The organism is Mesorhizobium sp. M1D.F.Ca.ET.043.01.1.1 (assembly GCF_003952385.1).
Taxonomy (GTDB): domain Bacteria; phylum Pseudomonadota; class Alphaproteobacteria; order Rhizobiales; family Rhizobiaceae; genus Mesorhizobium.
Genome location: NZ_CP034444.1, coordinates 1,241,342 through 1,260,145 on the forward strand (window position 1 = coordinate 1,241,342; position 18,804 = coordinate 1,260,145).

The following is an 18,804-nucleotide window of genomic DNA, read 5'->3' on the forward strand; positions in this document are numbered from 1 at the left end:
AGCGGCGGCGCTCAAAGTCGTCGAACGCGGGTGGGTCGACCGGAAATCAAGCTGGGTCTGACGCTGCTCCGTGCTGTGCATCGCCCCAATCAAATTGATGGCTCTCTATTCCAGCGAGAGGCACGTTGTTGGTGACATCATTTGGAACGCAAACATGAGTTCCATCACGGACCGTACCAGCTCCGGATTTGTCTCTTGAGCTTCACCGAGTTTCTCCGAATTGACCAATGAAATGACAGTTATGACTTTTTCCGACGCTTTCGCCGACATCGGCGAAGCGGTCCGGAAGCGCCACCTGGCAACGACGTTTGGGTGGCAGGATGTAGCCCAGCGCTACCGCCGCTCACGGATCGGAGCATTCTGGCTCACCATCAATATGGGCGTGATGATCGGTGCGCTCGGACTCATTTTCGGCAACCTTTTTCGGGCGCCGATGCAGGAGTTCCTTCCGTTTGTCGGCTGCGGCCTGATCGTCTGGAGTTTTATCTCAACCTGCCTGAGCGATGGCTGCGCCAGCTTCATAAGCGCCGAAGGCATCATTCTTCAGGTCCGAATGCCTCTGTTCACGCATGTGATGAGATCACTCTGGCGAAACATCATAGTTTTCGCGCACAATCTGGTTATCGTTCCCATAGCTCTGATCGCTGTGTCGGCCCCCATCTCGTGGGCGGCATTGATAGCACTGCCGGGGTTTGTCGTCGTTTCCATAAACCTTCTGTGGATGATGCTTGTTCTCGCAACGATTTGCGCTCGTTTCCGGGATATGACGCAGGTCGTGCAAAATTTTCTGCAAGTTATTTTCTACGCCACTCCAATCGTCTGGCAAATGAAGACGCTGCCGGCAAACTTTCCGGCGTACTTCTTCGATTTGAATCCGTTCTACCATTTGATTACGCTGATCCGCGCGCCGTTGCTGGGTGAGATTCCGTCCTCAGTCACCTGGCTTTACGCGATAACGACATCGATCCTTGGATGGCTGTTCGCATTGTGGTTTTTCGGCCGCTATCGCAAGCGCATCCCGTACTGGTTGTGAACGCATGGCTAAGATTCGCCTCGAGAGGGCCTCGGTCTCCTTCCCCGTCTACAACGCAGCCAGCCGGTCGTTGAAGAACCGCGTTCTAACGGTTGCGACCGGCGGCGCAATCGAAAGACGATTCGACGGGCTCGTGGTCGTCAAAGGCCTCGACGAGATTGACCTAGCAATCCACGAGGGCGAGCGGGTGGGCCTTGTCGGCCACAACGGCTCCGGCAAGACCACTCTGCTTCGGCTGCTTTCCGGCATCTACGCGCCGACTTCGGGAACCGCGGCAATCGACGGCGAATGCGTCTCGCTTATAAACATCGGCCTCGGCATCGATCCCGAAGCCACAGGCAGGGAAAACATCCGATTGCGGGCTGTCATGATGGGCATGACGGCCAAGGAACTCAGCGCGAAATATGAGGAGATTGCCGAATTCTCCGGGCTGGGAGATTTCCTCGATATGCCCTTCCGAACCTATTCGTCGGGGATGCAGCTCAGGCTGGCCTTCGCAACTTCAACGTCCATCCGGCCAGAAATTCTAATCATGGACGAATGGCTGTCGACGGGCGACGAAGATTTCAAGGATCGGGCAAGACAACGGCTTAACGAGATCGTGAGCTCGACCAAAATCCTGATCCTGGCCAGCCATTCGAAGGAGCTGCTGCTGGGGAACTGCGATCGGTTGATTTGGCTTGAGCATGGCCGGGTGAGGATGGACGGCCCGGCCAAAGCGATCGCGGACGAATATTTCGGTCGATAGGGCTGGCGTCGCCCTCTATCCAGTGGAAGATGGACGCGATCCGCGGGACTGAACCACCAGCCGGCGCACCACTTCCTCCGCCGCCGCCCGCCATTCCGGTGCCCGCCACCCAAACACGCCCGCAAACTTCGCGCTCGACAGCCGCGAATTGGCCGGCCGCTTCGCCTTGGTCGGATAGTCCGCCGTCGTGACATCGCGCACGCTCGCATGCGGCCCGCCGAACGCCCGGCTTGCGTCCAGGATGTGACGTGCAAAGCCGCTCCAGTTGGTGTCGCCGCTGCCCGCGAGGTGATAGACGCCAAAGGCGGCGAAATTCTCGTCGTCTCGCAGCCTCGCTGCCGCATGCAGGATCGCGTCGGCGATGTCGAGGGCCGATGTCGGATTCCCCCATTGATCGGCGACGACCGAAACCTCGTCGCGGTCGCTAGCCAGCCTCAGCATCGTCTTGACGAAGTTCCTGCCGAACGGGCTGTAGACCCAAGCCGTGCGCAGGATGAGATGGCGCGGGTTGGCGGCCGCGACGGCTTCTTCGCCGGCGAGCTTGGAGGCGCCGTAGACGCCCAGCGGCGCGGTCTTGTCGGTCTCGACATAGGCGCCGTCCTTGGATCCGTCGAAGACATAGTCGGTCGAGAGCTGGATGACGGGCGCGCCGAGCTTCGCGGCCGCCTCGGCCACCTTGCCGGCACCTGCGGCATTGATCGCAAAGGCCAGGTCCTTCTCGTCCTCGGCCTGGTCGACAGCGGTGTAGGCCGCCGCCGAGACGACGATGTCGGGCCTTGCCGCCTCGAGCGCGGCGAAGATCGTATCAGGCCGCGCCAGGTCGAGCACCGGCCGGCCGATAGCGACGACCTCCACATCGCTGCCGCCCCGCTCTATCAGGCTGGCGGCAACCTGGCCTTCGCGCCCGGTGACGGCAAGCCTCACGTGGCCACCTTGCTGCTCTCGCCCTTCCCGTTCTCGATAGGGCCACTCTCTATCGGACTGTGTTCGATCTTCCCGCTTTCAATCGGACCGTTTTCACTTGGGCCTTGGCCCAGCCGCTCGCCATTGTAGCGCTGCTCGCGGATCGGCCCCCACCACCATCTGTTGTCGAGATACCAGTCGACCGTCTTTGCCAGGCCGCTGTCGAAATCTTCCCGCGGCGCCCAGCCGAGATCGCGCGCGATCTTGGAGGCATCGATGGCGTAGCGGCGGTCGTGGCCGGGGCGGTCGGTGACGAAGGCGATCAGGTCGCGATAGCTCGCGCCGCCTGCGCGCGGCCGCCTCAAGTCGAGAAGATCGCAGATCGTCTCGACGACGCCGAGATTGGTGCGTTCGGAATTGCCGCCGACATTGTAGCTCTCGCCCGGCTGCCCTTGCGTGGCGACAAGCTCGAGCGCGCGCGCATGGTCTTCGACGAAGAGCCAGTCGCGCACATTGGCGCCGGCGCCGTAGACCGGCAGCGGCTTCTCGTCGAGCGCGTTGAGGATGACCAGCGGGATCAGTTTTTCCGGGAAATGGTAGGGGCCGTAGTTGTTCGAGCAATTGGAAAGCACCACCGGCAGGCCGTAGGTCTCATGCCAGGCCCGCACCAGATGGTCCGACGCCGCCTTCGAAGCCGAATAGGGCGACGACGGTGCATAGGGCGTCTCCTCGACGAACATGCCGCCGTCGAAAGGCAGATCGCCGAACACCTCGTCGGTCGAGACATGATGGAAACGGAAGCCGGACTTGCGCTCCCCGGGCAGCCCGCGCCAGTAGTCGAGCGCGGCGTTCAGGATGCGATAGGTGCCGACGATGTTGGTCTCGATGAAGGCGCCGGGACCGTCGATCGAGCGGTCGACATGGCTCTCGGCGGCGAGGTTCATGACGATGTCGATTTCGTCGCGGCGCAAGATCTCGAGCACCGCGCGCTCGTCGCAGATGTCGGCCTGCTCGAAGCGGTAGTTGTGCGCGTTCTCGATCGGCCTCAGCGAAGCGAGGTTGCCGGCGTAGGTCAGCTTGTCGAGATTGGTGACGCGGTAGGCCGGGTTGGCGCACAAATGCCGGCACACGGCCGAGCCGATGAAGCCGGCGCCACCGGTGACCAGGAAATTCATGCCGCCGTCTCTCCTCACGCAAACACCTCCGCCATGGCGAGCAGCGGCGCCTTGCGGTCCCTGTCCGAGAGCTGGAATCCGCCGGGGATCGCCGGCCACTCGATACCGATTGCGGGATCGTCGAAGCGGATCGACCGGTCATGCCCGGGCGAATAGGTGTCGGTCACCTTGTACAGCACCTCGGTACCCGGCACGAGCGTGACGAAACCGTGCGCAAAGCCTTTCGGCACCAGGATCTGGTTGCCCTTCTCGGCCGATATCTCCAGCGCCACCCATTTGCCGAAAGTCGGTGAGGAACGGCGGATGTCGACCGCGACGTCGAGCACGCCGCCCCGCACAACGCGCAACAGCTTGTCCTGGGCGCGCGGCGGCATCTGGTAGTGCAGGCCGCGCAGCACGCCGGCGGCCGCGGAATAGGAATGGTTGTCCTGCACGAAGGCGAGGTCGATGCCGGCTTCGGCGAAGCGTGCGGCATTCCAGGTCTCGCTGAAAAAGCCGCGTGCGTCGCCGTGCCGTTTCGGCACGATCTCCAGCACGCCGTCGAGGCCGAGCGACCTGACCTCAAGCACCGCGTTCCTCCGTCAGATCGGCAACCCGTTTGCGCAGATAGGCGGCATACTCATTCTTACCCAGCCGCGAGGCGCGTTCCAGAACCTTTTCGGCACCGAGCCAGCCCTGCTCGAGGGCGATCTCTTCCGGGCAAGCGACCTTGATGCCCTGACGGTGCTCGATCGTGCGCACGAAGGAGGCCGCTTCATGCAGGCTGTCATGCGTGCCGGTGTCGAGCCAGGCGTAGCCGCGGCCAAGCTGATGCACCTGCAGTGCCCCGCGTTCGAGGTAGACATTGTTGACCGCGGTGATCTCGAGCTCTCCGCGTGCCGAGGGCCGGATCGCCGCGGCGATGTCTACGACATCGTTGTCGTAGAAATAGAGACCTGTGACGGCCCAGTTGGACCTCGGCTTCTGCGGCTTCTCCTCGATCGTCAAAGCCCTGCCGGTGCCCTTGTCGAACGAGACCACGCCGTAGCGTTGCGGGTCGTCAACATAGTAGGCGAACACCGAGGCGCCGTTTTCACGCGTCGCCGCGGTATGGCAAAGATGCGACAGGCCCTCGCCGAAATAGATGTTGTCGCCGAGGATCATCGACACTCTGTCCTTGCCGATGAAGTCGCGGCCGATGATGAAGGCCTCGGCGAGGCCATTGGGCTGCGGCTGCTCGGCATAGGAGAACTCCAGCCCGAATTCGGAGCCGTCGCCCAGCAATTCCCGGAAGACCGGCAAGTCGCGCGGAGTTGAAATAATCAGAATCTGGCGAATTCCCGCGAGCATCAGCACGCTCAGCGGGTAATAGATCATCGGTTTGTCGTAGATCGGCAGGATTTGCTTAGATACGGCTAATGTAAGGGGATAAAGACGGGTCCCGCTGCCGCCCGCAAGGATAATTCCTTTCAACAAGCTCTCCTTGAACTATCGAGGCCCCGCCCAGACGCCAAGTTGCCCGTGCTTAGGTTTCGTGCACCGGCTTGTCAATTGTCGGCTGCGAATTCTTCCTGACGCTACTCCCGAGCGAAATCCCGCCGCACCATGAAAAAAGGGCCGGCGGGCGCTTAGCCCACCGGCCCTTTTCTGCTTTTTCCTGGGTCACGACCGCTTCGGCAGCAGCGCCCAGACGGCCGGCACCAGGCTCGCGGCGAGCGCCACCTTGATCAGGTCGCCGGCGATGAACGGCACGACGCCGAACTGCCACGACTTTTCCGGCCCGATCAGCGCCGCCAGCCAGGCGAAGCCCATCGCCATCATCACGACCTCGGCGGCGAGCATCGCGCCGAACAGCTTGAACGGATTGCGGTCCCAGCCGCGGTCGGCGGCCCAGCCGACGATCGCCGCCATCACCACGAAGCCGGCGAGGTAGCCGCCGGTGAAGTCCAGCATATAGGCGATGCCGAGGCCCTTTTCCGGCGTGCCCTGGAAGACCGGCAAGCCGATCGCGCCTTCGGCGAGGTAGAGAACGAGCGTCGCGACGGCAAGGCGCATGCCGAAGGCCGACGCGATCAGCAGGACGGCTAGCGTCTGCAGCGAGATGTCGACGGGGCCGAGCACCACTTTGGTCTTCGCCGACAGGGTGAGCAGCAGCGTTCCGGCAAGCGCCAGAAAGAGCTGGCTCGCGAGCCGGGCCGCGCCCTGGTCCGGCAGAGCGAGAGAAACGAGCGGACGCATCGTGGTTGCAGTTGCCATGGTCTTCCCCATTCTGGCTGATTTCTTGGGTGGCTGATTTGCTGGCTTTGATTTTCCTATATTGGCTTCCGGAGAAGGCGGCAATGATTTTGCCGCAACGCAGCGGAGCCCAGCATGACGCTTGAATTCGACACACGCTTCGATCCGGCCTATGGCCAGGCGGTCACGGTCGCGCCGGACGTGCTGCGCATCACCGCCCCAAACCCAAGCCCCTTCACCTTCCACGGCACCAACAGCTATCTCGTCGGCCGCGACACGCTGGCGGTGATCGATCCGGGGCCGGATGACGACGAGCATCTGGAAACACTGCTCGCGACAATCGGCGACAGGCCGGTCAGCCACATCTTCGTCAGCCATACCCACCGTGACCACTCGCCCTTGGCGGCGCGGCTAAAGGAGCGCACCGGCGCCCTCGTGCTTGCCGAAGGTCCGCACCGCCCGGCGCGGCGGCTTCGCATAGGCGAGGTGAACCCGCTCGATGCCAGCGCCGACCTGGGCTTCGTGCCCGACGTTGCGCTGGCCGACGGCAGCCTCACCCATGGCGACGGCTGGGCGATGCGAGCCGTGCTGACGCCTGGCCATACCGCCAACCACGCGGCCTTCGCGCTCGAAGGGACCGGCATCCTGTTTTCGGCCGACCATGTGATGGCCTGGGCAACCTCCATCGTCGCGCCGCCGGACGGCGCGATGGCCGATTACATGAAATCGCTCGACAGGCTGATCGAGCGCGGCGACCGCCTACTGCTGCCCGGCCATGGCGGGCCGGTGACCGCACCGCGCAGCTTCATGCGCGGGCTGAAGATGCACCGAAAGATGCGCGAAGGGGCGATCCTTGAGCGCATTCGCGGCGGCGACCGGACTATCAAGGAGATGGTCGCGGCGATCTATCGCGACATAGACCCGCGGCTGCACGGCGCAGCCGGCCTTTCGGTTCTCGCCCATCTCGAAGATCTGGTTGCCCGCGGCCTCGTCACCACCGACGGCGACCCGGCGATCGACGGCATTTTCAAGCCTGCCGGTTAAATCACTCGGCCGGCGCCGCGCCGACCTGGCCGGCGACCTCCTGGTCGAGCTCGCCGAGGAAATCGGTGATGCGGGCGGCGTTGTCGCCCAAGTCATAGCGGCCGTAGCGCGAGGCCGAGCGCATGTCGACGATCACCGAATCGCCGTCGTCGGTGACGCGGATGGCCACATCTGCCGGCAGCCCGAGCACGAAACCCCTGGCGATCGCATTGATCGTCGCCTCGCTCTGGCCGTTGATGTCCGGATAGGGCGCGGTCAGTTGCCAGTCCCGCCGGTCGAGCACGGTTTCCACCGCGTCGACCACGGTTTCGAAAGGCAGGTTGTAGCTGCGCCCGGTGACCAGCGGATAGGCCTGCGCCTGCAGGCTCTGCTCGCCGGGCGTCGGCGGCGACAGCGCGTTCATGTCGCTTGTGCGGTCGCTGGTGTCGAGCACCGGCGGGTCGTCGAGGTCGGTCGAGATGTCGCGCAGCGGCGGATAGAGCGTGGCCCAGTAGGCGGCCATGCCGAAAGGGGCAAGCACCAGTACCGCCAGCAGTGCGCCGACGCTGAGGTCGCGGCCGCCGCGGTCTCCGAAATTCCACAGCCTCGACAGGGCAAGCCCGGAGAGCAGCAGCGCAAGCGCCGCAAGAAGCGCGACGATCGCCAGCACCCACAGGAAGGGCGGAGTGTCGAGAAGATCGAGCCGGTAGCCGGCAAGGACGGTCAGCAACAGGACGAGCGAGAATGCCCCGATCCGCCGCGACCAGCCGGCCGCCCTCGACGTCTGCCGTTCAGGAATTGTTGCCATCGTCTGCCGCATCACCCCAGCCCGAGCCGAGAGTTAGCGCAGTTCGGCGTTCTGTGGAATTGCTGTTTGAACTTTCCTTAAAGCGCGTCGCGTTGAAACGAATTCGCGCGACGCGCTTAAATCTTTGTTTGATGCCTGTCGTTGTCCCAAAAGCGCTGCGCAGTTTTGGGCGACATGCATTAGTCTGTCGGCAGCCGATACTCCCTGAATTGCTGGCGCAAGGTGGTCTTCTGGATCTTGCCCGTCGCCGTGTGGGGAATTTCGCCGACGAAGGCGACGTCGTCGGGCATCCACCATTTGGCGACCTTGCCGCTCATGAAGGCGAGGATGTCGCTCTTGCTCGGTTCCTTGCCCGGCTTGCGTACGACGACCAGCAGCGGCCGCTCGCCCCACTTGGAATGCGGCACGCCTATCGCCGCCGCCTCCGCCACGTCGGGATGGCCGACGGCAAGGTTCTCGAGATCGATGGTGGATATCCACTCGCCGCCCGATTTGATGACATCCTTGGCGCGGTCGGTGATCTGCATGTAGCCGCTGGCGTCGACATGCGCGACGTCGCCGGTGTCGAACCAGCCGTCGGCGTCGAACTGCTCGGAGCCGACGCCGCCGTAATAGGCGCGCGCGATTGCCGGGCCGCGAACTTTCAGGCGCCCGAAGGTCTTTCCGTCCCAGGGCAGCGCGTTGTCCTCGTCGTCGGTCACCTTCATTTCGACGCCGAAGGGCGGATGGCCCTGCTTGCCCTGGATGTCGAGCCGGGCATCGCCGGTCAGCCCTTCATATTCAGGCTTCATGGTGCACAGCGTGCCAAGTGGCGACATTTCGGTCATGCCCCAGGCATGCACGACCTGAACCTCGTATTTGTCCTGGAATTTCGCGGTGATGGCGCGCGGACAGGATGATCCGCCGATGACGACCTTGTTGAGATACGGCAATTTCTTGCCGGTCTCCTCGATATATTGCAGCAGCATCATCCACACCGTCGGCACGGCGGCGCTGAAGGTGACCTTTTCGGTATCGAGCAACTCGTAGATCGACGCGCCGTCCATCTTGCAGCCCGGCATCACCAGCTTGGCACCGATCATCGGCGCGCTCTGGCCGAGGCCCCAGGCGTTGGCGTGGAACATCGGCACCACCGGAAGAATCACGTCCCGCGCCGATATGCCCATGGCGTCCGGCATGGCCGCGATCATGGCGTGAAGAACGTTGGAGCGATGGCTGTAGAGCACGCCTTTCGGGTCGCCGGTCGTGCCCGAGGTATAGCACATGCCGGCCGCGGTGTTCTCGTCGAAGGTCTTCCAGGCGACGGCGCCGTCGGCGTCGGCCAGCCATTCCTCGTAGGCAACGGCATTCGGCAACGAGGTTTGCGGCATATGCGCCCGGTCGGTCAGCACGATCACTTTCTCAAGCGACCTGACCCCGTGGGCGATCTTTTCCAGCAGCGGCAGGAAGGTCAGGTCGACGAAGATCGCCCTGTCCCCGGCGTCGTTCATGATCCAGGCGATCTGTTCGGGGAAGAGGCGCGGATTGAGCGTGTGGTAAATCGCGCCGATGCCCATGATGCCGTACCAGGTCTCGATGTGGCGGGCCGTGTTCCAGGCAAGCGTGGCGATGCGGTCGCCGAGCCCGAAGCCGTCCCGCTCCAGCCGCTGCGCGACCTTGAGCGCACGGTGATGGATTTCGGCGTAGGTGGTGCGCACGATCGGGCCTTCGATCGAACGCGTTACGATTTCGCGCCCGCCGTGCTGGCGTTCGGCATGATCGATCAGCCTGTGGCAGAGCAGCGGCCATTCCTGCATCAGTCCGAGCATCTCGGTTTCCTCCCCTTCGCGCTTTTGCGTCGTTGTTTCACGCATTGTGGAATGATCCGGCGGATTGTCCAGCCGCCATAAGTCCAAGGTGGCGGATGGGCCGAATAAGCCGTGAAACCCGCCACAATACGGCCATCGTCGCCGTTAAGTTTCATTAACGGGCTGGGTGAGATTGGCGAATGGAGAGGTTCGCATGGACGCGCAGCTCGACGACAAGGCCCTCGAAAGCACGCTTGCCGAAAGTCTGGACGATCTGACGCCGGACTCCAAGACCGTTTCCGACGAAGAATTTGCCGAAGTCGTCGGCGGCGCGCTGGAGGCCGTCGGCGGAACCCTGCTGTTCAGAATGTGCGTCGAGAATGAAGGCGAGTCCCAGTATGTTGCGGCCGCATGCGTCGGCGACGGCGGCAACCGACAGTTTCTGCTGCTGACCCTGCCGACCACGGGCGGCGCGCTGAAGGTCGAGACCGCGGCCAGAAGCACCAATCCGGTCGCCGGCATCGCTGCAGCCTATGCAGGACTCATGGACGCCTTCAAAGCCGCCGCCTGACCGTCGGGCGGCAAACGTTCAATCAACGGTGATCACGCAGCGCGCAGTGCGACCTTGCGCCATGGCAGGGCTCGACCCATGTAAGTCTCCCACAAGGAGACCTCGCATGGACAAGCGCGCCAACCCCGCCCCTGGGTTTCAACGCAATCCCGACAAGGTGATAACGATCGAACCATATCGCGGCGCCGTGGTAGTTCGCGCCGGTGACGTCGTTGTCGCCAGGTCGACCCGGGCCAGACTCTTGTCGGAACCGCCCTACCCTGCGGTTTTCTACATTCCCTTCGACGACATCGACTTCGGCAAGCTCGCCAGGACCGAGCACTCGACGCATTGCCCATACAAGGGCGACGCGAGCTATTGGAGCGTCCTGCCGGCCGGTGAAAGCGGCAAGGACGCGATGTGGGCCTATGAACGGCCCTTCGACGAAATGACCGAGATCCGCGATCACGGCGCATTCTATGCGAGCAAGGTCTCGGTCGAAGCCACGCCGGAGTGATCCCGGCCTGGCGACAGGCATCAGTCCGTAGTGCCGTCGTTGCCCACATCCTCGGCATCGTCCAGGCGAACGAAGGTCATGCCCTTCTGCTTCAGGGCCAGCAGGCCCTGGACGACGCCCTCGCCCGCCGCATGGGTCGGCTGGTTGATGTGAGCGATGATGACGTCGCCGTCCTTGGCGGCGGCGATGCGCCGGGCGGTTTCCTTGGCGCCGAGCAGCGAACCGCCGTCGCCGTTGACGGAAAAGCCGGCGATCTTGAAGCCCAGCTTGCGGATCATGGCGATCGCCGAGGGGCTGTATTCGGCGGTGGCGCCACGAAACCATTTCGGCGCCGGTCCGCCGGCGCCTGCAAGCGCCGCGGCGCCGGACTCGACCTCGGCCTGAACGGCATCGGGACTGCCGGCGCTGCTGATGCCGTAGATCTTGCGCGGCGTGTCGACCGCCGGAATGTGACGACCGCCGTGATTTTCGAGTTCGAACAGGTCCGGGTGGGCCCGCATGATCTCGACGGAGGCGGCGTTGCGCTTCAGCCAGATGCCGGTGACGAAGATAGTCGCGGGGATCCTGTTCTCGACCAGCGCGGAAAGAATGCGCGTATCGGTCTTCCCGCCACAGGCATCCAGCGTCAGCGCCACGCGCCCGCCGCCGCCTAGCGGCTTCAGATGCAATGTCGGCTCGACCAGCGTCGCGGCATTGCCGGCCGAGACCAGCGCGAGCGCCAGCGCCGACGCGCCAAGAGATTTCCGAAGCAAACCCGTCATTCTTTCCAAGCCCTGCCTGTCGAGCCGCTCAATGCAAGATGGCGTCAACAAGACCCGCATCTAGGCGAAAATCGGGATCGTTCGTATCCGAAATGCAACAACGCGACAATTTGCGTGGGCCGTTTCTTATGCACGCCCCCAAAACCGCAATGCGCTTTTGAGCGACACGCTTCAGACCGCCTGCTCCTCGGACATTTCGGTCCGAGCCAGAAGTTCCCGCACCGCGTCGACCACGGCATCCACCTCCAGGCGCCAGACGCAGCATGCCTTGCTCGAATCGGTCCGGCGGCACAGGTCGCCGCCGACGCAATCGCAAGGCATGGACGGCCGCAACGAGATGCTGGGGACGCCGACCGGGCCCCATCGAACCGGATTGGTCCGGCCGAACAGACCGACGACCGGAGTGCCGGCGGCCGCCGCCATATGCATCGGGCCGCTCTCATTGCCGACGAACAGCCTGGCCTCCTTGAGCAGCGCCAGCAGAGTCTCGAGCGAGAGCGCGCCGACCAGATTGACGACCGGCGTTTTCGCTGCCGCGATGATCTTGTGCGCTGCCTCGTTCTCGTCAGGGCCGCCAATCAGAACAACGTCCAGACCGGTTTCGGACGATATCCGTTCGATCGCCGCCGCGAAGCGCTCGGGCTGCCAGCGGCGCCCGGGAAAGCTCGCCCCCGCATGCACGGCCAAGAAGGCGTTTGGCTGCAAATGATATTTGCTCAGCAAGGCGAGCGCGCGCGTCGTTTCAAAGGCTAGCGGGCGGATGGTCGGCACCCTGACGCGCAGGTCGACGCCGAGCACCTCGAGCGGCGACAAATAGCGGAAGATATAATGTTTTTCGCCGTATCCGAACGGCTTCATCCTGACATTGGCAGGCTGGCGCTCAAGCCAGCGCAGAGGTCGTTCCGTCGGATCGTGGCCGACACGAATCGGGGCACGGACCAACCCCGATACCAGCCGCGAGGTTTTTGAATCGGTGATGTCGATGGTCATGTCGAAGCGGTGCCGCCGCAATGCGCGCACGACCCGGACGAGCTCGCGCCCGCGCTGAAGCGGCGTCCCGCGCACGTGGGCGCGGGTGAACGAAATGACCTCCGTGGCGATGCCATGCGCGGTCAGGAAGCCGGCGAACCTGGCCTCGCACAGGAACACGATCCTGGCGCCGGGATATTCGAGCTGCAGGTTCTTCGCCAGTGCCGAGGCGAGCACGATATCGCCGATGAACTTGGTCTGCAGGATCAGGATCGACCGGACATTGGTTGGGGAGATCTGCAACATCTGTTTCACGCGCCGAGTAATTCGGAACGCGAAACTGCTTGCCAACGATGTCCAGATTGGGAACCAGCGCGCGCACGTTCGCGTGAGTTCCCATACAAAATCGTAAGGTGGGGCGCGCCGCTCAGGCGCGCTTTGCCTTGTCCTTCGCGGCCGCCACGGCCGCCTGCGCCGCAGCCAGTCGGGCAATTGGTACGCGGTAAGGCGAGCATGACACATAGTCGAGGCCGACCTCTTCGCAGAAGCGGATCGAGGCCGGATCGCCACCATGCTCGCCGCAAATGCCGAGCTTGATCTCGGGCCGCGTCGCCCGCCCCTTCTCCGCCGCGATCCGCACCAGCTCGCCGACGCCGTCGACATCGAGCGAAACGAACGGATCCTGCTCGATGATACCTTTCTGACGGTAAGTTTCAAGAAAGGAGGCCGCGTCGTCGCGCGAGATGCCGAAAGTCGTCTGGGTCAGGTCGTTGGTGCCGAAGGAGAAGAATTCGGCCGCTTCGGCAATGACATGGGCGCGGATGGCCGCGCGCGGCAGCTCGATCATCGTGCCGGTCAGATAATCGATCTTCGTGCCGGTCTCCTGCATCACGCTTTGGGCGACCGCATCGATGCGCGCCTTGACGTATTCCAGCTCCTTCACCAGGCCGACCAGAGGCACCATGATTTCGGGCACCACCAGCGCGCCAGCCTTGCGGCCGGCCTCGACCGCGGCCTCGAAGATGGCGCGGGCCTGCATCTCGGCGATCTCCGGATAGGAGACCGCAAGCCGGCAGCCGCGATGGCCGAGCATCGGGTTGAACTCGTGCAGCGCCTCGGTGCGCTGCCTGAGCTTGTCGGCCGACACGTTCATCGCTGCCGCGACCTCGGCCAACTCAGCCTCGGTCTTGGGCAGGAATTCATGCAGCGGCGGATCGAGCAGGCGGATCGTCACCGGCAGGCCGGCCATGATCTCGAACAGCTCGAGGAAATCCGAGCGTTGCATCGGCAACAGCTTGGCGAGCGCCGCGCGCCTGTCCTTCTCGGTGTCGGCCAGGATCATCTCGCGCATGGCGACGATGCGGTCGCCGTCGAAGAACATGTGCTCGGTGCGGCAAAGGCCGATACCTTCGGCGCCGAAGGAGCGCGCCATGCGCGCGTCGAGCGGCGTTTCGGCATTGGTGCGCACCTTCATGCGGCGCGCGGCGTCGGCCCATTCCATGATGGCGGCGAAATCGCCCGACAGCTCCGGCTGCAGCATGGCGACGGCGCCCTTCAGCACCTGGCCGTTGCCGCCGTCGATGGTGATGATGTCGCCCTTGCGGAAGGTCTGGCCCATCGAGATCAGCGTGCCGGCCTTGTAGTCGACGCGCAGCGAGCCGGCGCCCGAGACGCAAGGCTTGCCCATGCCGCGCGCCACCACGGCGGCGTGGCTGGTCATGCCGCCGCGCGTGGTGAGGATGCCTTCGGCGGCATGCATGCCGTGGATGTCCTCGGGGCTGGTCTCGATGCGCACCAGGATCGCCTTGCGTCCTTGCGCCCTGGCGTCCTCGGCATCGCTGGAGGAAAAGACGATCTCGCCCGTGGCGGCGCCGGGCGAAGCCGGCAGGCCCATGCCGATGACATCGCGCGCGGCCTTCGGATCGATGGTCGGGTGCAGGAGCTGGTCGAGCGAGGCGGGATCGATGCGGGCGACCGCTTCCTCCTTGCCGATCAGCCCGTCCCTCGCCATCTCGACGGCAATCTTGAGCGCCGCCTTGGCGGTGCGCTTGCCGGAGCGGGTCTGCAGCATCCACAATTTGCCGCGCTCGATGGTGAATTCGAGATCCTGCATGTCGCGGTAGTGCTTCTCCAGCCGGTCGGAAATGTCGACGAAAGCCTGGAAGGCGTCCGGCATCAGCTTCTGCAGCGACGGCTTGTCGGAGGCGGCCGCGATGCGCGCCGCCTCGGTGATGTTCTGCGGCGTGCGGATGCCGGCCACCACATCCTCGCCCTGCGCGTTGACGAGGAATTCGCCGTAGAGCTGCTTCTCGCCGGTCGAAGGGTTGCGGGTAAAGGCGACGCCGGTGGCGGAGGTGTCGCCCATATTGCCGAACACCATGGCCTGGACGTTGACCGCCGTGCCCCAGCTCTCCGGGATGTCGTGCAGGCGCCGATAAGTGATGGCGCGGTTGTTCATCCAGCTCGAGAACACCGCGCCGATGGCGCCCCAGAGCTGCTCGCGCGGATCCTGCGGGAACGGCTTGCCGAGCTCCTCCTCGACCTTGGCCTTGTAGAGCCCGATCATGTCCTGCCATTCGCCTGCCGAAAGCTCGGTATCGAGCTCGTGGCCGAGGCTCGCCTTCCGGTCCTCGAGGATTTCTTCGAACACCTCGTGGTCGAGACCCATGACGACGTCGGAATACATCTGGATGAAGCGGCGGTAGCTGTCATAGGCAAAGCGGGCATCGCCGGAATCGGCAGCCAGCGCCTCGACCGTCTCGTCGTTGAGGCCGAGATTGAGGACGGTATCCATCATGCCGGGCATCGAGGCGCGGGCACCGGAGCGTACCGAGACCAAAAGCAGCTTCGACGGGTCGCCGAAACGGCGGCCGGTGAGCCTGCCGATATGGTCGAGCGCCGCGAGGACATCCGCTTCAAGCGCTGCCGGATAGCTGCGGCCGTTGGCGTAATAGGCGTTGCAGACATCGGTGGTGATGGTGAAGCCAGGCGGCACCGGCAGGCCGAGACTGCACATCTCGGCCAGGTTGGCGCCCTTGCCGCCGAGAAGGTTGCGGTCGCCGGCTCGGCCTTCAGCGGCGCCGTCGCCGAAGGTGTAAACCCACTTGGTCATGCTCGCCCTCCAGGTCCTTGGAAGATAAACAACACCCGGGCCAAGGCCCGGTTCCCCGCCCTTCCGATCCGAGCGATATGATGCTGCAGTGCGAAAGGCAAGGCGTCGGCAAAGCAAGCGCCGCCACTACAATCGATTAAGCAAAAGCTGCGTCAAAAAGACTTGCCGGTATCGGCTGCGCGATATAGAACATATCAAGAACAAAGTGGAGTAGCGCGATGAAACTCAATGGAAAACTCGACTATCTGGAACTGCCGGCCACCGGCGGAACTCTGGACAGCGTCAAATCCTTCTACAGCGCGGCGTTTTCCTGGTCGTTCACCGACTACGGGCCGACCTATTCCGCTTTTGCCGAAGGGCTCGACGGCGGCTTCCAGGCCGATGCCGGCGAGGCGCCCACCAGGCCGCTGCCCGTGCTCTACTCCGAAAACCTGGAGGAGACGCTTGAAGCGGTGGAGAATGCCGGGGGCAGCGTCGTTAAGCCGATCTTTTCCTTCCCGGGCGGCAGGCGGTTCCATTTCACCGATCCGGCAGGCAACGAACTGGCCGTGTGGGGCGAATAGCAATCCGACGAACGCCGCGGCGGCGAAGCGACATTCTGACCCGTGGATCAATCCAGTTCAGTCGCCATCATGGCATTGAGCTTTCTCCCGCCTCGTCCTATAAGGCCGCGCGCAACGGGCTTAGCCCGGCTGCTGGGGCGTCGCCAAGTGGTAAGGCATCGGTTTTTGGTACCGACATTCCCAGGTTCGAATCCTGGCGCCCCAGCCATTTTAATTTTTCAAGAAAACAACAGTTTAGCTTTTCGTGTCGTGAAATCGGAACGTTAGCTTGTCAGGCCGAAAGCCTGATCGGCCGACCGGGCGCGATGCGGTTTGCGGCCGCGACGATCGCGTCCGCATCGATGCCGAAATGACGATAGAGATCGCCGATGGTGCCGGTCTGCCCGAAATGCTCGACGCCGAGAGGCACCGTGCGATGGCCGCCCACGGCCCCGAGCCATGACAATGTCGCCGGATGGCCGTCGATCACCGTGATCAGCGTGCAATGCGCCGGCAAGCGGGCGAGAAGCCGCTCGGCAAGGCTCATCGCCGTGGCGTGACCACGCGCCCTTGCGCGCCGGGCAGCCGTCCAGCCGGCATTCAGCCGGTCGGCCGATGTCACCGCCAGCACGCCGATGTCGCGTCGGTCGCCTCCGATGCGGCCGGCCGCCTCGATGGCCTCGGTCGCGACCGTTCCCTGATAGGCGATCACCACCTCGGCGTTCGATCCCGGCTCGCGAAGCCAGTAGGCGCCATCGATCACGCCCTCGGCAAATCCCGGATCGCTGCGATGCCGCGGTTGCTCCATCGGGCGGGTGGAAAGCCTGAGATAGACCGACCCGCCGGTCTCATCGCGCAGCCAAGTGCGTTCGTCCGGATCGCCCTCGCCGTCGCGCTGGAGATAGTCGAAGCTCCAGTCCATGATGATCGACAGTTCATCGAGGAAGGCCGGCTCGAAAGAGGCGAGCCCATCCTGCGCCATGCCGATAAGCGGCGTACCGATCGACTGGTGCGCTCCCCCTTCTGGCGCCAGCGTCACGCCCGATGGGGTGCCGACCAGAAGAAACCGGGCGTCCTGATAGCAGGCGTAGTTCAACGCATCGAGGCCTCGCGCGACGAAGGGGTCGTAGACCGTTCCGACCGGGATCAACCGTTCGCCGAACAGGGAATGCGACAATCCCGTCGCGCCCAGCATCAGCATCAGGTTCATCTCGGCGATGCCCAGCTCAACATGCTGGCCTCTGGGCGAAAAGGCCCATTTCTGTGCGGAAGGAATGCGCTCGTCGCGGAACGTGTCGGCGCGTGCCGCGCGCGCGAAAAGGCCGCGCCGGTTGACCCAGGGGCCGAGATTGGTCGAGACGGTCACGTCCGGCGCCATGGTGACGATCCGGTCGGCCAACGTCCCGCCTGCCTTGGCGATCTCGTCGAGGATCTTGCCGAAACCGGCTTGCGTGGACAACATCCGGTCCGACAGTTTCACCCTTTCCGGGCGCGGCAAAGCCGGTGCCTCGAAACGGCGCCTGCCCTTCGCAAAGAACGGAACACTGGACAGGAAGGCACGCAGGCCGTTCTCGTCCGGCACGGCGGCAAAGGGTTCCCACTCCACGCCCTCTGGCACACCCATGGCGCCGCGGAAAATCTCCATCTGCGCCGGGGTCATCAGGCCCGCATGGTTATCCTTATGCCCGGCCAGGGGCGTGCCCCAGCCCTTGATCGTGTAGGCGAGGAAGACTGTTGGCCGGTCGTCGTCTGCCGCATCGAAGGCATCGCACAGCGACGACAGGCAATGCCCGCCAAGGTTTTCCATCAGCACCGCGAGTTCGACATCGCTGCGATGGTCCAGCAGTGCCGTGATCGCACCCTGATCGCCAAGATCGTCCATGAGCCGTTTGCGCCAGGCCGCGCCGCCCTGAAAGGTCAGGGCCGAATAAAGGGCATTGGGGCAGGCATCGATCCAGTCACGCAGGGCCTCGCCGCCAGGCTCGGCAAACGCCGCACGTTGCAGGGCGCCGTATTTGAGACGGACCACCCGCCAGCCGAAAGCGGAAAAGATCGCTTCGATCCGGTGCCAGAGCCCTTCGCGCACCACGCCGTCAAGGCTCTGGCGGTTGTAGTCGATCACCCACCAGACATTGCGCAGGTCATGCTTCCAGCCCTCCTGCAGCGCCTCATAGATGTTGCCCTCGTCCAGTTCCGCATCTCCGATCAGGGCGACCATCCGGCCTTCCTTGCCGGCCCAGTCATGGCCCTGCAGATAGTCCTGCGCCATGGACGCGAAGATCGGGAAGGCCGCTCCCAGGCCGACCGAGCCGGTCGAGAAATCGACGTCGTCGACGTCCTTGGTGCGAGAGGGATAGCTTTGCACGCCGCCAAAGCCACGGAAATTCTTCAGCTTCTCCAAGGGCAAGTTGCCCATCAGATACTGGACGGCGTGGAAAACGGGGCCGGCATGCGGCTTCACCGCTACCCGGTCCTCGGGGCGCAGGGCGTGGAAATAGAGCGACGTCATGATCGCCGCCATCGAGGCCGACGAGGCCTGATGCCCGCCGACCTTCACCTCCCCCTCGCCCTTGTCGCGCAGATGATTGGCGTTGTGGATCGTCCAGCAGGACAGCCACAGAAGCCGGCGGTGCAGGGTTTCCAGGTGGGGAAGGTCGATCAT

At 63.9% G+C, this 18,804-nt stretch carries 17 protein-coding genes and 1 tRNA gene; 7 read left to right on the forward strand and 11 right to left on the reverse strand.

The window, feature by feature from the left end; genetic code table 11:
• Positions 1-241: 241 nt before the first annotated feature.
• Together EJ067_RS06355 and EJ067_RS06360 are read left to right on the forward strand one after the other, a co-directional pair.
• Positions 242-1,033, forward strand: coding sequence for an ABC transporter permease (locus tag EJ067_RS06355; protein WP_245468185.1), 792 nt, complete (start codon positions 242-244; stop codon positions 1,031-1,033).
• Between the two features lie 4 nt (positions 1,034-1,037).
• The gene (locus EJ067_RS06360) at positions 1,038-1,781 is read left to right on the forward strand and encodes an ABC transporter ATP-binding protein (RefSeq protein WP_126085187.1); all 744 of its coding nucleotides are present in this window, start codon (positions 1,038-1,040) and stop codon (positions 1,779-1,781) included.
• 15 nt (positions 1,782-1,796) lie between these two features.
• Here the strand turns inward: EJ067_RS06360 and rfbD are convergent, their stop codons facing one another.
• From rfbD to EJ067_RS06385, 5 genes are all read right to left on the reverse strand, one after another.
• Complete coding sequence (gene rfbD, locus EJ067_RS06365) at positions 1,797-2,705, reverse strand: dTDP-4-dehydrorhamnose reductase (protein ID WP_126085188.1); 909 nt, start codon at positions 2,703-2,705, stop codon at positions 1,797-1,799.
• Positions 2,702-3,859 (reverse strand): dTDP-glucose 4,6-dehydratase, encoded by a 1,158-nt coding sequence (rfbB, locus tag EJ067_RS06370; RefSeq protein ID WP_245468186.1) that lies wholly within the window; start codon positions 3,857-3,859, stop codon positions 2,702-2,704. The genes rfbD and rfbB overlap by 4 nt, the downstream gene beginning before the upstream one ends.
• Before the next feature lie 14 nt (positions 3,860-3,873).
• Positions 3,874-4,428 carry a dTDP-4-dehydrorhamnose 3,5-epimerase gene (gene rfbC / locus EJ067_RS06375; protein ID WP_126085189.1) on the reverse strand — a complete coding sequence of 185 codons (555 nt, stop codon included), beginning with the start codon at positions 4,426-4,428 and terminating at the stop codon, positions 3,874-3,876.
• Positions 4,421-5,311 (reverse strand): glucose-1-phosphate thymidylyltransferase RfbA, encoded by an 891-nt coding sequence (gene rfbA, locus EJ067_RS06380; RefSeq protein WP_126085190.1) that lies wholly within the window; start codon positions 5,309-5,311, stop codon positions 4,421-4,423. Before rfbA ends, rfbC begins: the two co-directional genes overlap by 8 nt.
• 189 nt (positions 5,312-5,500) lie before the next feature.
• Positions 5,501-6,094 carry a biotin transporter BioY gene (locus tag EJ067_RS06385; protein ID WP_126085191.1) on the reverse strand — a complete coding sequence of 198 codons (594 nt, stop codon included), beginning with the start codon at positions 6,092-6,094 and terminating at the stop codon, positions 5,501-5,503.
• A 114-nt stretch (positions 6,095-6,208) separates the two neighbouring features.
• Between EJ067_RS06385 and EJ067_RS06390 the strand changes: the two genes are divergently transcribed.
• Positions 6,209-7,117, forward strand: a complete 909-nt coding sequence (locus EJ067_RS06390) for an MBL fold metallo-hydrolase (protein ID WP_126085192.1) — start codon at positions 6,209-6,211, stop codon at positions 7,115-7,117.
• Between the two features lies 1 nt (position 7,118).
• Here EJ067_RS06390 and EJ067_RS06395 read toward each other — a convergent pair whose 3' ends face one another.
• Complete coding sequence (locus EJ067_RS06395; RefSeq protein WP_126085193.1) at positions 7,119-7,904, reverse strand: DUF1499 domain-containing protein; 786 nt, start codon at positions 7,902-7,904, stop codon at positions 7,119-7,121.
• 179 nt (positions 7,905-8,083) lie between these two features.
• Positions 8,084-9,712: a fatty-acid--CoA ligase gene (locus EJ067_RS06400; protein ID WP_126089515.1), complete on the reverse strand. Its 1,629-nt coding sequence runs from the start codon at positions 9,710-9,712 to the stop codon at positions 8,084-8,086.
• Positions 9,713-9,905: 193 nt separating this feature from the next.
• On the opposite strand from EJ067_RS06400, the gene EJ067_RS06405 reads away from it, so the two are divergent.
• Positions 9,906-10,262: a hypothetical protein gene (locus EJ067_RS06405; RefSeq protein WP_126085194.1), complete on the forward strand. Its 357-nt coding sequence runs from the start codon at positions 9,906-9,908 to the stop codon at positions 10,260-10,262.
• A 106-nt stretch (positions 10,263-10,368) separates the two neighbouring features.
• Entirely contained in the window at positions 10,369-10,758 is a 390-nt protein-coding gene (locus tag EJ067_RS06410; RefSeq protein ID WP_126085195.1) for a DUF427 domain-containing protein, read from the forward strand.
• 20 nt (positions 10,759-10,778) lie between these two features.
• Here the strand turns inward: EJ067_RS06410 and EJ067_RS06415 are convergent, their stop codons facing one another.
• The 3 genes from EJ067_RS06415 to ppdK form a co-directional block, all read right to left on the reverse strand.
• Positions 10,779-11,519, reverse strand: a complete 741-nt coding sequence (locus EJ067_RS06415) for a polysaccharide deacetylase family protein (protein ID WP_126085196.1) — start codon at positions 11,517-11,519, stop codon at positions 10,779-10,781.
• 171 nt (positions 11,520-11,690) lie between these two features.
• The gene (locus EJ067_RS06420) at positions 11,691-12,794 is read right to left on the reverse strand and encodes a glycosyltransferase family 9 protein (RefSeq protein ID WP_126089516.1); all 1,104 of its coding nucleotides are present in this window, start codon (positions 12,792-12,794) and stop codon (positions 11,691-11,693) included.
• A gap of 121 nt (positions 12,795-12,915) precedes the next feature.
• Entirely contained in the window at positions 12,916-15,600 is a 2,685-nt protein-coding gene (gene ppdK, locus EJ067_RS06425; RefSeq protein WP_126085197.1) for a pyruvate, phosphate dikinase, read from the reverse strand.
• A gap of 218 nt (positions 15,601-15,818) precedes the next feature.
• Between ppdK and EJ067_RS06430 the strand changes: the two genes are divergently transcribed.
• Both EJ067_RS06430 and EJ067_RS06435 read left to right on the forward strand, forming a co-directional pair.
• Positions 15,819-16,163, forward strand: coding sequence for a VOC family protein (locus EJ067_RS06430; RefSeq protein WP_126085198.1), 345 nt, complete (start codon positions 15,819-15,821; stop codon positions 16,161-16,163).
• A gap of 133 nt (positions 16,164-16,296) precedes the next feature.
• Positions 16,297-16,371 (forward strand) — tRNA-Gln (locus tag EJ067_RS06435).
• 63 nt (positions 16,372-16,434) lie between these two features.
• Here EJ067_RS06435 and EJ067_RS06440 read toward each other — a convergent pair.
• Positions 16,435-18,804, reverse strand: coding sequence for a 1-deoxy-D-xylulose-5-phosphate synthase N-terminal domain-containing protein (locus EJ067_RS06440; protein WP_126085199.1), 2,370 nt, complete (start codon positions 18,802-18,804; stop codon positions 16,435-16,437).